Consider the following 13,399-nt stretch of genomic DNA (forward strand, 5'->3'; position numbering starts at 1 on the left):
AAATGAGAAATAGCAACGAAATAATTGACGACATAGCCAACAAGGAATACGAGTTTGGCTTTACCACCGACATCGAGATGGAAATGGCTCCCGTTGGCCTCAACGAGGATACCATCCGCTACATCTCTGCTAAAAAGGAAGAACCAGAATGGCTCCTGCAATGGCGCCTGAAGGCATTCGCTGCCTTCCAGAAAATGCAGTGGCCCAGCTGGCAGCATTTCAAAATGCCGGAACTGGATCTGCAAAAGATCTCTTACTACGCCGCTCCAAAAAGAAAATCATTAAAAAGCCTGGATGAAGTAGATCCTGAAATCCTGGCTACCATGGAGAAACTCGGTATTCCACTGAATGAGCAGAAAGCGCTCTCCGGTGTAGCTGTAGACGTGGTGTTCGACAGTGTATCCGTTGCTACTACTTTCCGTGAAAAATTAGCTGAACTGGGTGTCATCTTCTGCTCCTTCGGGGAAGCAGTACGCGAACACCCGGAACTGGTGAAAGAATACCTGGGGACCGTAGTACCTCACTCTGACAACATTTTTGCCGCGCTGAATGCAGCCGTATTCTCCGATGGCTCTTTTGTATATATTCCAAAAGGCGTACGCTGCCCCATGGAACTGAGCACCTACTTCCGTATCAATGCGGAAAATACCGGCCAGTTTGAGCGTACCCTCATCATCTGCGACGACAATGCCTACGTAAGTTACCTCGAAGGCTGCACGGCACCACGCCGCGATGAGAACCAGCTGCACGCTGCAGTAGTGGAACTCATTGCACTGAACCATGCAGAAATCAAATACTCCACCGTTCAAAACTGGTACCCCGGTGATAAAGACGGTAAGGGTGGTATTTACAACTTCGTAACCAAACGTGGTATCTGTAAAGGAAATAGGAGCAAGATCTCCTGGACACAGGTAGAAACCGGCTCCGCTATCACCTGGAAATATCCAAGTGTAATCCTGCAGGGCGATGATGCTGAAGGCGAATTCTACTCCGTAGCAGTAACCCGCAACAAGCAGATTGCTGATACCGGTACCAAAATATATCACCTGGGTCGCAATACCCGCAGCCGTATCATTTCAAAAGGTATTTCTGCAGGCACCAGTGATAATACCTATCGTGGTCTCGTACAGGTAGGTCCGCGTGCTGCCAATGCACGTAACTTTACCCAGTGTGATTCCCTGCTCATAGGCGATCGCTGTGGCGCTCACACCTTCCCATACATCGAATCAAAGAATAGCACCGCTACCGTAGAACACGAAGCGACTACCTCCAAGATCGGGGAAGACCAGATCTTCTACCTCAACCAACGTGGTATCAATACAGAACAGGCAGTAGCCCTCATCGTAAACGGCTATGCCAAGGAAGTACTGAACCAGCTCCCGATGGAGTTCGCGGTAGAAGCACAAAAACTGCTGTCCATCACGCTTGAAGGTAGTGTAGGATAATAGCAGCGGAACGATATATTTATTTACAAAGCAAACAACAGAGAAACAAAACATATCATGCTGACGATTAAAAATCTGCACGCAGAAGTAGACGGTAAGAAAATATTAAAGGGCCTGAACCTGGAAATCAAAGCAGGTGAGATGCATGCTATTATGGGCCCTAACGGTGCCGGCAAAAGCTCACTGGCTTCTGTGCTCGCGGGTCGTGAGAACTATACAGTGACTGAAGGTGAAGTGATCTTCGACGGCAAAAACCTGCTGGAAATGTCTCCTGAAGACCGCGCCCGCGAAGGCGTCTTCCTGGCATTCCAGTACCCTGTAGAAATTCCGGGTGTATCTAACCTGAATTTCCTCAAGACTGCCCTGAACGAGATCAGAGCCTACCACAGCCTGCCTGCAATGGAAGCAAAGGAATTCCTGAAACTGACCAAAGAGAAACAGCAGATGATGGACTTTAATGCGAACCTGATGAACCGCTCTCTGAATGAAGGTTTTTCCGGTGGTGAAAAGAAACGTAACGAAGTTTTCCAGATGGCTATGCTGGATCCTAAATTCGCTATTCTTGATGAAACTGACTCCGGCCTGGACATCGATGCACTGCGTATCGTAGCAAGTGGTGTAAACAAACTGCGCGCTGCTGACAAAGCATTCATGGTGATCACCCACTACCAGCGCCTGCTCGATTATATCGTGCCTGATTTCGTACACGTACTGGCAGATGGCGTGATCGTGAAAACCGGAAATAAAGACCTGGCGCTGGAACTGGAAGAAAAAGGCTACGACTGGCTGAAAGAAGATGTACATCAGAAAGAATCCGTATAAGGATCCCTCTTTTGACAACGTACAAATTATTTTAACTCAGGCAAATCGGTCTATAGATTTCAACACATGACTAGCGATATCAATAAATCATTTTACGACTTTATATCTAACGGGATGCCCGGTCCTGAGCAGCAGGCAGACGTGAACAACGCCATCCTGCCTGCACGCAAAGCCGCTTTCAGCCGCTTTCGCTCGCTTGGCCTACCTACCCTCAAAACTGAAGAATGGCGCTATACTAACATACAGCGCTATCTGAAAGATGCATTCACCCTGGCAGAAGAAGAACAATCTTCCGTAACTGCCGAACAATTGAGCAGTGCAAGCATTCCTAAACTGGACAGCTATACCGCTGTACTGGTAAACGGCCGCCTGCAAACTGAATTGTCTCAGCTGCCTGCTGATGGAAAGATCACCATCTCCAAAATCAGCGATGCCGCAGGTAATGCCGCTTTACAAAACTGGTTCGACAAGCATCCGCATCTGCAAAAACAACCCTTTGCAGCGCTCAATGCAGCCTTCTTTGCCGATGGCCTGTTCGTGGAAGCCGGCGTAAACGCCAGTCTCGATAAACCACTGCACATCGTTCATGTATATACTGCTGCTGTAAACGCTTTCATTCAGCCACACCACCTGGTGGTATTGCATAAAAGCGCTACCCTCGAACTCATCGAGACTTCCGTAAACCTGCACGAAGATGCCATCGCATTCGTGAACAGCGTTACTGAAGTAATACTGGAAGAGAACGCGGAACTCTGGCATTACAATGTACAGAGCACTGTTAAAAACAGCCGCCACATCTACCATACCTCTGCCCTGCAGAAAGCTGACAGTCGCTACCATCACTTTAACTTTACACTGCCTGCTGCTGAACTGACACGTAACAACCTGAGCGTGGCACTGACCGGCAGCAATACAGAGACCAACCTGCATGGCCTCTTCCTTGCTACCGAAACACAGCATGTAGATAACCATACTTTCGTGGACCACCAGGTACCCCATTGTAACAGTAATGAACTGTACAAAGGTGTACTGCTGGATAATGCCAAAGGTGTATTCACCGGCAAGATCATGGTTCACCAGGATGCACAGAAAACAAATGCTTTCCAGCAGAACAATAACCTGCTGATGAGCGAAAAGGCAAATATCAACTCACAACCACAGCTGGAGATCTATGCTGATGACGTGAAATGCAGCCATGGTTTTACCGTAGGCCGTTTCAGCGAAGAAGCATTGTTCTACCTCCGCTCCCGTGGTATTGGTGAAGAAGCTGCCAAGACACTCATGGTAAATGCATTTGCATTTGATATTACCGATCAGGTGCACATTCCTGCTTTACAGGCGTTCCTTTCAGATAAGATTCGCAGGTACGTAACCGGCGCTATCAATAACTAATTCCGTAAGAAATTACGATCTTTGCAGGAGGTCATGTCATCATAGTATGACATGACCTCCGTTTTTTCAAAATTGAATAATATGGCACACGTTCCAGACCTCGCTGCACCGGCATTAGATATAGATAAGATCAGACAGGATTTCCCGCTGTTGCAGGAAAAGGTGTATGGCAAACCAATCGTATATCTTGATAATTCAGCTACGACTCAAAAGCCACAGGTAGTGCTGGATACGCTGGAGCGATATTATAAACACTACAACAGCAATGTACACCGTGGGGTGCATCACCTGAGCCAGGTAGCTTCTGAAGAATACGAGGCAGCCCGTGATATCGTTGCAGGTTTTATCAATGCCCGTGAGCGGGAAGAAGTGATCTTCACAAAAGGTACCACTGATAGCATTAACCTCGTTGCAAATGTATTTGGCAGAGGTGTGATCAAAGCAGGCGATGAAGTGATCGTATCTGCAATGGAACACCATTCTAATATTGTTCCCTGGCAGATCATGTGTGAAGATAGAGGCGCAGTGCTGAAAGTGATCCCGATGGATGAGCATGGAGATCTGATCATGGAGGAGTATACAAAACTGCTTTCTGATAAAGTGAAGATTGTAAGTGTAGCCTATATATCCAATTCCCTGGGCACTGTGAACCCGGTACGTGAAATTATTGCACAGGCACATGCACACAATATACCAGTCTTGCTGGATGCTGCACAGGCTATTCAACATATGCCACTGGATGTACAGGAACTGGATGCAGATTTCATTGCCTTTTCCGGGCATAAGGTTTATGGACCAACTGGTATCGGTATCCTGTATGGTAAAAGAGAATGGCTGGATAAACTGCCTCCTTACCAGGGTGGCGGCGATATGATTAAGACGGTTACATTTGCAAAGACTACTTATAATGTACTGCCCTTTAAATATGAAGCAGGTACTCCGGATATCAGTGGCGCTATTGCATTAGGAGCAGCGGTAAAATATATCCAGGAAACTGGCCTGGAAAATATTCATGCATATGAAGAGCAACTGATGAATTATGCAGTTGAGCAATTGTCGAAGATAGCAGGATTACGTTTTATTGGTAATCCCAAACACAGATCCGGCGCGATTTCGTTTTTAGTAGCTAACATTCATCCATATGACCTGGGTGAATTGCTGGATAAACAGGGTGTGGCTATCAGAACAGGGCACCATTGCGCAGAACCGGTGATGGATTTCTTTTGCATCCCGGGTACCGTGAGAGCCAGCTTTGCCATGTATACAACGAAGGAAGATATTGACAGGCTGGTAGTAGCGATCAACAAAGCAGTCAGCATGTTACAATAATGATTCTCCATTGGCCTGCATTTACAAAGAAGAAAAGCATTTCCCTTTTAAAATCTCTGGCCATTAGTCGAATTTCAATAAACAGGAAGTATGACGATCAACGAAAAACAGGACGAACTGATTTCCGATTTCTCCTTTATGGATGAATGGATGGATAAATATGAATACATTATCCAGTTAGGCAAGGATCTGCCGCTGATAGACCCGAAATATAAAACAGACGATAACCTCATTAAAGGTTGTCAGTCACAGGTATGGCTACACACTGAACTGGTAGATGGTAAACTGATCTTTACTGCAGATAGTGATGCAGTGATTACAAAAGGATTGGTGAGCCTGCTGGTTGGAGTACTGTCCGGCCATACACCCAAAGAAATCGCAGCATCTGAAATTTATTTTATAGACGAGATTGGCTTGAAAAGCCACTTGTCTCCTACGCGCTCCAATGGCTTGCTGAGCATGCTCAAGCAAATGAAAATATACGGATTAGCATATCAGGTAAAATCGCAACAATGAACTTAAAAGATCAGATAGAAGAAGTATTGAAAACAGTGTATGATCCTGAGATTCCAGTGAATATCTGGGAACTGGGATTAATTTATGAAGTAAAGGTAAATGATAATAACAGGGTAGCTATTACTATGACGCTGACAGCACCAGCGTGCCCGGTGGCAGGTGATATTGTACGTGAGGTGGATGAGAAAGTAAAGGCAATTGAAGGGGTGAGTGATTGTGATGTGACCCTGACTTTTGAACCGGCATGGAACAAGGATATGATGAGTGAAGAGGCGCGGCTGGAACTTGGGTTTATGTAAAATTACTGCGGCCAGGGCATAAGCCCTGGCCGCACGCTTTTATTTATTCTCTCTTAATATATATCTCTGGTTGTCTTTTTTCAGCACATACTTTATCGTTTTCATATTTTTTTCTGCCAGGTACTTTCTCATTACATAAGGTTGCTGCACATAAAAAGTATCGTTCCCTCTATACCCCGGGATACTATCTTTATCTACATCCCCCGAAAAGATCCTCACTGGTTTGTGATCTATAAATGTTACCCCATACACACTGCCTACTGCATCCGTTCCATCTGATTTCGTAAAACAAAACACTTCCGGATTTCCATCATTATCCAAATCACTGACCGTAGTACTCGTCACCTTCCCCTTCACATCATGCAATACTGTACTATCCGTCATGGGCTTCGTTGTATCCCCTCTCAGGTCCTGCGAAGCAATCATAATGGTCCTTTCTGTTCCGTCTCCATTTACCCTCACTGCAAACCTATAATTCCCTTTTGTCATGATCCCCGATCCACGCAGCCCCTCTCCCATTTTAAACTGCTGCGCCTGGGTGGCAATCTCTTCACTGGAAGGCCCTGAGGGATTATTTTGCTTGTCCTCTTCCATCTGTCCAGGATTCTTTACCGGGTTATTACAAGCCATGGCAGCTATCATTACTGTTCCGAAAAGTTGTAGAGCTTTCATTCTTAGTTCTTTTATTATTATATGCAACAAGGAATATGCCATCACCATTCATCCATTAGCTGTTTGATATGTAAGCGTAAATTTTTATATTTGCTGCAATCAACTGACGAGTGCGAACTAATATGCTTCACTTAAAAACCGATCATACATTTCGGAACAGGTTTTTATTTGTATTCCTGTTTTTGACCATATTATGTGGTCTGACAGCGAGTGCGAATAATCAGCCTAATGATGCATCCTTTCGCACTCAGACAGTCAATCGTAATCACCACGCGTCATTCCGTCCACAGGCTGCTAACCGGCCTCATATTAACCTGCATAAGCCTGGTAATTTCTTCATTCATCTTCCGCATTTCTTCATGGAAGATATCCTTGAAGATTTAACGGAAGACCAGGTCAGCTTTTTATTTCGCGCCACCGAACCCCGCCACAAGCGCAGATTCTATATTTCTGTAGCGTCGCAACAATATTCATTTACAACACGCCTACAACAGTTACAACTTCTTCTGGATCAATATGTACCAGGAGACGAAGACAAAACCGGCATCTATCAGTGGCAGGATGCCTTTCTCCCCGCCTATTATAAGTTTCTCTTCAGGTATACCCTCTTTTGAGCCATTCCTCATTTATAGATGATGAAACGGGAATGCCGCTACCGGCATTTTAAAAGTGGAAATTATTCATTCCTGCCTTATTACCATTTATTACATCCCTTCATAGACGATGAAAGGATGTATAAGGCTACTTTTAACATCCCCATTTCTATCACCCTTGACATAGCATTGCTTTACTAATGTATACATAGGCCCCGTTATGAATGATACGTCATCAGGGGCAGGCTTTTGTATACGCGAAAAAAAAAGATTGATACCTATCATGCGCACAACTACTGTGATATTGATGAGCATCGCCCTGGGGGGATGCATTACCAAAGGAGAAAAAACGAATTCAACAGATAACCTGAATACTTATCCTGTAGTGCAGCTGGCACTTACAGACACCATATTACACAAGAACTACGTAGCTGACATCGAGGCTGTACGGAATGTAGAGATCCGTGCCCGGGTCAACGGTTTCCTCAATAAAATCTACGTAGACGAGGGGCAACAGGTACAACAGGGACAATTGCTCTTTAGTCTCAATGACGAAGAGTTCAGAGCTGAACTGGCCCGTGCAAATGCAGCACTCAGCAGCGCGATTGCCGATGCAAAGACCGCCCAGCTGGAACAACAGCGGGTACAATTGCTGGTGGATAAAAAAATAATTGCCAAAACAGAACTGGAAGTAGCTGCTGCAAAAGTGGCCGCTGCAAATGCCAAAATAGATGAGGCCCGCAGCGCAGCCAGCAATGCCGCTACCCGGCTGTCTTATACTTCTATCCGTGCACCCTTCACCGGTTATATCGACAGGATCCCTTCAAAGACCGGAAGCCTCATCGCGGAAGGTTCTTTGCTGACCTCTGTTTCAGACATCCAGGATATCTATGCCTACTTCAATGTTTCTGAAACTGAATACCTGCAGCATAGCCGTAATAAAGCGGAAAATCAAAATGCGGAAGTGAAACTCGTACTGGCTGATGGTACCCTCTACCCACATACCGGTAAGATCGAAACCATCGAAAGTGAATTTGAAGAAAGTACGGGGTCCATTGCTTTCAGGGCGAAGTTTCCAAATCCGAAAGCTTTGCTGAAACATGGCGCCAGTGGCAAAATACAACTCGCTGCTGACCTGGATAGCACCATGCTGCTTCCACAGAAAGCTGTATTCGAAATGCAGGATAAAAACTATGTGTTCCTGCTGGATGCAAACAATCATGTAAAGATGAAAAGCTTTAGCCCGGGTCCAAGACTGAACAACTGTTATATCGTACAGGCAGGTCTGAAGCCAGGAGACCGCGTGGTATACGAAGGTGTACGCAATCTCAGGGAGGGTATGCAGATCAATCCGGCGCCGGTATCGCTGGATAGTATCAGGGCGCTGTAATTATTGGCGTTTTGTTAGATGCATTAAAAGAACAGGTACTTTTTAAAATCAATGAAAAGCGCCTTTCGGGTTTATGATGCATTGAATAAAGCAGCAGGCAGTCCAGGTATCCGAAGCAAATTTCCTAACCACTATTGGTTAGATCCATTTTCATTCTTTACATCATTTTATGTTTGATACTTTTATCAAGCGGCCCGTGTTGTCGCTCGTCATTTCATTACTCATAGTCCTCCTGGGCTTACTGGCCCTCTTTTCTCTGCCAGTGACCCAGTTCCCGGATATCGTTCCACCATCCGTGACCGTTACAGCCAAGTACACCGGTGCGAATGCGGAAGTATGTGCCAAAGCCGTGGCGACCCCGCTGGAGCGTGCCATTAACGGTGTGCCGGGTATGACCTACATGTCATCTGTATCCAGTAATACAGGTGTCACCCTTATCTCTGTTTCCTTTGCGGTAGGTACCGATCCTGACCAGGCCGCGGTAAACGTGCAGAACCGGGTGGCCACCATCCTGGATGAATTGCCTGAAGAGGTGATCAAAGCCGGTGTGAGCACGGAAAAAGAAGTGAACAGTATGCTGCTCTACCTCAACATCATGAGTGAAGACAGCACCCTCAATGAAAAATTCATTTATAATTTTGCAGACATCAACGTACTACAGGAACTGAAAAGAATTGACGGCGTGGGCTTTGCAGAGATCATGGGTGCCAAGGAATACGCCATGCGCGTATGGCTGAAACCTGACCGGATGCTGGCTTACAGCGTTTCGGCCGAGGACGTGGTGGAAGCGATCCGCAGGCAAAACATTGAAGCTGCCCCTGGTAAAACCGGTGAAGCTGCTGATAATGATCCCCAGGTATTACAATATGTATTGCGCTATACCGGCAAATTTTTTGAAGCTGAACAATACCAAAATCTTATTGTAAGGGCGAATACAGATGGTTCTGTATTATTGCTGAAAGACATTGCCGACGTGGAATTCGGCGCACTGAGCTATGGCATGGTGTCTAAAACGGATGGCAAGCCTTCGGCCTCCATCATGCTGAAACAACGCCCCGGCTCCAATGCGCAGGATGTAATCGCCAATGTTAAAAAACGCATGGAGGAAATGAAAGCGACGTCTTTCCCCCCGGGCATGACTTATAATTTTAACTACGACGTATCCCGCTTCCTGGACGCCTCTATTCACGAGGTATTGCGTACGCTGGTAGAAGCGTTTATACTCGTGTTCATCGTGGTATTCCTCTTTATCCAGGACTTCCGGTCTACGCTCATACCTGCGCTGGCAGTGCCTGTAGCCCTGATCGGCACACTGGCTTTTATGCAGATGATGGGCTTCTCTATCAACCTGCTCACACTCTTTGCCCTGGTACTTGCCATTGGCATCGTCGTCGATAACGCCATTGTGGTCGTGGAAGCCGTCCATGTAAAAATGCACGAGCACCACATGGCTCCCTTACAGGCTACGCTGGCGGCTATGCGCGAAATCAGCGGGGCACTGGTGGCGATTACATTGGTAATGAGTGCCGTGTTTGTACCGGTGGCATTCCTCTCCGGGCCTGTGGGCGTGTTCTACCGGCAGTTCTCGCTGACGCTGGCCATTGCCATCGTGATCTCCGGCATCAATGCTGTGACCCTCACGCCAGCCCTCTGTGCCATCATGCTGAAGAATCATCATACAGCAGGTAAGAAACGTACATGGCTACAAAAGTTCTTCGACAAGTTTAATTATAGATATAATCAAACGGAAAAGAAATACCAGCACCTGGTTGGATATATTGCAGGCAGGCGCATGATCACAATTGGGATGCTGGTGCTCTTTTTTATTGCCACATGGGGTGTGAGTGCCATCCTGCCCGGTGGCTTCATCCCTTCTGAAGACCAGGGCATGATCTATGTGAACGTGACAACACCTGCAGGTGCCACCGTATCCAGAACGGAAGCGGTGCTGGATGATGTACAGAAAATAGCGGCGAACCTGAAGGAAACCGAATCTGTATCTACATTGGCGGGATATAGCCTGGTGAGTGAGGTAGCCGGCGCTTCGTATGGTATGGGGATGGTGAACCTGAAACCATGGGAAGAAAGAAAGCGTTCTGTGAAAGAGATCATTGCACAACTGGAAAAGGATACACGAAATATCGGGGATGCAAGTATCGAGTTCTTCCCCCCTCCTACAGTTCCGGGTTTTGGTAACTCCAGTGGTTTTGAATTGCGTGTGTTGGATAAGAGTGGTACCGGCGATTTAAAGCAGACGGCGGATGTAACGAAGGCATTTATCAATGCATTGAAAGAAAGAAAAGAAATAGGGAGTGCATTTACCAGTTTTGACCCAGACTTTCCGCAGTATATGATCCATGTGGATCAGGCCATGGCAGCGAAGAAGGGCGTAAGTATTGATAATGCGATGAGCACTTTGCAAACCTTGCTGGGTAGCTATTATGCATCGAACTTCATTCGCTTTGGGCAGATGTACAAAGTGATGGTGCAGGCCTCACCACGTTACAGAACCAAGCCGGAAGACATCCTGCATTTGTATGTGAAGAATGATAAAGGAGAGATGGTCGCGTATTCCAATTTCATCAAACTGGAAAGGGTATTTGGGCCGGAACAGCTGACACGTTATAACATGTATACCGCGGCAATGATCAATGGTGATGCGGCACCGGGCTATAGTAGCGGAGATGCGATCAAAGCGATTGAGGAAGTAGCAAAGCAGCAATTGCCAAGAGGATTTAGTTATGAATGGAGTGGTATGACGAGAGAACAGATCCTGTCGGGTAACCAGGCGGTGTACATTTTTGCCATCGTATTGCTCTTTGTGTACTTATTGCTGGCAGCACAATATGAAAGTTTCCTATTGCCATTGCCGGTGATCTTATCCTTGCCGGCGGGGATTTTCGGGGCCTTCTTTACATTGAAGCTCGCGGGCCTGGAGAATAATATTTATGCGCAGGTGGCATTGGTGATGCTGGTTGGCTTGCTGGGTAAGAATGCGATCCTGATCGTAGAATTTGCGATCCTGAAACATAAGCAGGGAGCTACCGTGTTGGAAAGTGCCATGCAGGGTGCGGTATCCCGTTTACGCCCTATTCTTATGACATCATTTGCCTTCATTGCGGGTCTGATTCCCTTGTGTATCGCGAGTGGTGCGGGCGCCATGGGTAACAGGTCTATTGGTACTGCGGCAGCAGGTGGAATGTTGATAGGAACGGTGTTCGGGGTATTGGTGATCCCTGGATTGTATGTGTTGTTTGCCAGTATCGCGGAGAAGAGAAGGAAACCACATGAGGTGAAAGCGCATCATGTAGTCACGGTGCTGGTACTGGGATTGTTTATGAGTAGCTGTTATACGCCGAAAGCAGTGGAGTACCCGGATGCACCTGTGGTACCGGCGACATTTGATAGTGCGGCACATTCCGGGGTGAAAGATACAAGCGCCAGCACCCCGCTTAGTTACCGGCAGTTCTTTGCAGATCCTTATCTGCAGCAGCTATTGGATACTGCTTTGCATAATAATACGGATATCCGGCTGGCATTGCAAAGAGTAGAAATGACAAAGGCACAACTGATGGTAGCCGGCAAGGCCTGGTTACCTGCTGTGAATGCCGCTGTGGATGCGGGCGTAGAAAGGTATGGTGACTATACGATGAATGGCGTGGGTAACTATGATACCAACCTTTCTCCGAATATTGATAATAAGCAACGCATTCCGGATCCGGTACCGAATTATTTTATTGGCTTGAAGAGTGCCTGGGAAATTGATCTGTGGGGGAAATTGAAGAATGGAAAGAGGGCGGCACAACAGCGAATGCTGGCCAGTGAGCAGGGTCGCAGACTGGTAAGCACGCAATTAATTGCAAATGTAGCAGGCCTGTATTACCAGTTACTTGCACTGGATAATGAAAGGTCTGTACTGGAAAGGAATATTGTTTTGCAGGAGACCGCATTAGCTACCGTGCGCATTCAGCAGGAAGCAGGAAGAGCTACATTGCTGGCAGTGCAACAGTTCCATGCGCAGTTACTGAATACACAGAGTTTAATGATGAGCATTCAACAGCAGGCCACCCGGTTGGAGAACCAGCTGAATGCCTTGCTGGGTAGATTTCCGCAGGCCATACCAAGGGATACATCTTTGCTGACAGCGGCATTGCCACCTGTTGCCAATGTGGGTATGCCGGCGACCTTGTTATCCCATCGCCCGGATATCCAGCAGGCAGCCCTGGAACTGGGTGCAGCGAAAGCGGATGTAGCAGCGGCAAAGGCCGCGTTCCTGCCCTCACTGAATATTAATCCTTATGTAGGTTTCAATAGTTTTAAGGGGAATTTATTATTTAATACCGGCTCCGTGGCTTATGGCTTATTAGGCGGTATAACGGCACCGATCTTAAATAAGAAGCAGCTGGCAGCACAATACCAGGTAAATTCTGCTTCGGCATTAAGTGCATTTTATAATTACAGGCAGCGGGTGATAGATGCTTACCAGGAAGTGATGACGGCATTGGCCCGGTTACATAATGGACAGGAGGCGTTCAGGCTGAAAGAGGCGGAAGTGATGATGCTGAAAGCCGGCGTATCGACAGCGAATGATCTGTATATAACTGGTTATGCGAATTACCTGGAAGTGATAATGGCGCAGCGGAGTGTGTTGGAAGCAGAGCTGGCGCTGGCGGATAGCAGAAGGGAATTGTTCTTAGGGTCGATAGAATTGTATCGCGCATTAGGAGGGATGTAGGAGTAATAGCAATAGACAAGGTTAGAGTTTTGATGAATTGGGCCCCCCATTTGCACTGGCAGGTGGGGGTTTTCCTTTAAAAATGCATTCTTTTGAATTTTGTTAAATGATAAGTCTGGCCATTTTTGACATGCGTGCATTTTACAATACATTTATACCGGCGCGGCTCGATTTTTGAGGTTAGACCCGTGGCCAGTAATTATAGG

General features: G+C 46.7%; 10 protein-coding genes. 9 read left to right on the forward strand and 1 reads right to left on the reverse strand.

Annotation, left to right across the window (positions count from 1 at the left end; translation table 11 throughout):
* Nucleotides 1–2: 2 nt before the first annotated feature.
* The 6 genes from sufB (at nucleotide 3) to U0033_RS06590 (ending at nucleotide 5,803) form a co-directional block, all read left to right on the forward strand.
* On the forward strand, nucleotides 3–1,445 hold the full coding sequence (sufB, locus tag U0033_RS06565; RefSeq protein ID WP_072363394.1) for a Fe-S cluster assembly protein SufB: 1,443 nt from the start codon (nucleotides 3–5) through the stop codon (nucleotides 1,443–1,445).
* A gap of 57 nt (nucleotides 1,446–1,502) precedes the next feature.
* Complete coding sequence (gene sufC / locus U0033_RS06570; RefSeq protein WP_072363395.1) at nucleotides 1,503–2,267, forward strand: Fe-S cluster assembly ATPase SufC; 765 nt, start codon at nucleotides 1,503–1,505, stop codon at nucleotides 2,265–2,267.
* Between the two features lie 66 nt (nucleotides 2,268–2,333).
* Nucleotides 2,334–3,659, forward strand: coding sequence for a Fe-S cluster assembly protein SufD (gene sufD / locus U0033_RS06575; protein WP_072363396.1), 1,326 nt, complete (start codon nucleotides 2,334–2,336; stop codon nucleotides 3,657–3,659).
* Between the two features lie 81 nt (nucleotides 3,660–3,740).
* The gene (locus tag U0033_RS06580; protein ID WP_072363472.1) at nucleotides 3,741–4,988 is read left to right on the forward strand and encodes an aminotransferase class V-fold PLP-dependent enzyme; all 1,248 of its coding nucleotides are present in this window, start codon (nucleotides 3,741–3,743) and stop codon (nucleotides 4,986–4,988) included.
* Between the two features lie 90 nt (nucleotides 4,989–5,078).
* A complete protein-coding gene (locus U0033_RS06585) occupies nucleotides 5,079–5,504 on the forward strand; it encodes a SufE family protein (RefSeq protein ID WP_072363397.1) in 426 nt (141 codons plus the stop codon).
* On the forward strand, nucleotides 5,501–5,803 hold the full coding sequence (locus tag U0033_RS06590; protein WP_072363398.1) for a DUF59 domain-containing protein: 303 nt from the start codon (nucleotides 5,501–5,503) through the stop codon (nucleotides 5,801–5,803). The genes U0033_RS06585 and U0033_RS06590 overlap by 4 nt, the downstream gene beginning before the upstream one ends.
* 39 nt (nucleotides 5,804–5,842) lie before the next feature.
* Here U0033_RS06590 and U0033_RS06595 read toward each other — a convergent pair whose 3' ends face one another.
* On the reverse strand, nucleotides 5,843–6,475 hold the full coding sequence (locus U0033_RS06595) for a hypothetical protein (RefSeq protein ID WP_143150818.1): 633 nt from the start codon (nucleotides 6,473–6,475) through the stop codon (nucleotides 5,843–5,845).
* Between the two features lie 182 nt (nucleotides 6,476–6,657).
* On the opposite strand from U0033_RS06595, the gene U0033_RS06600 reads away from it, so the two are divergent.
* The 3 genes from U0033_RS06600 (at nucleotide 6,658) to U0033_RS06610 (ending at nucleotide 13,193) form a co-directional block, all read left to right on the forward strand.
* The gene (locus U0033_RS06600; protein ID WP_143150819.1) at nucleotides 6,658–7,089 is read left to right on the forward strand and encodes a hypothetical protein; all 432 of its coding nucleotides are present in this window, start codon (nucleotides 6,658–6,660) and stop codon (nucleotides 7,087–7,089) included.
* A 262-nt stretch (nucleotides 7,090–7,351) separates the two neighbouring features.
* Nucleotides 7,352–8,458 carry an efflux RND transporter periplasmic adaptor subunit gene (locus tag U0033_RS06605; protein WP_072363401.1) on the forward strand — a complete coding sequence of 369 codons (1,107 nt, stop codon included), beginning with the start codon at nucleotides 7,352–7,354 and terminating at the stop codon, nucleotides 8,456–8,458.
* A 169-nt stretch (nucleotides 8,459–8,627) separates the two neighbouring features.
* Nucleotides 8,628–13,193, forward strand: coding sequence for an efflux RND transporter permease subunit (locus U0033_RS06610; protein WP_072363402.1), 4,566 nt, complete (start codon nucleotides 8,628–8,630; stop codon nucleotides 13,191–13,193).
* The last annotated feature ends 206 nt before the right edge of the window (nucleotides 13,194–13,399 follow it).

It is taken from the genome of Chitinophaga sancti (assembly GCF_034424315.1).
Classification (GTDB): Bacteria; Bacteroidota; Bacteroidia; order Chitinophagales; family Chitinophagaceae; genus Chitinophaga; species Chitinophaga sancti.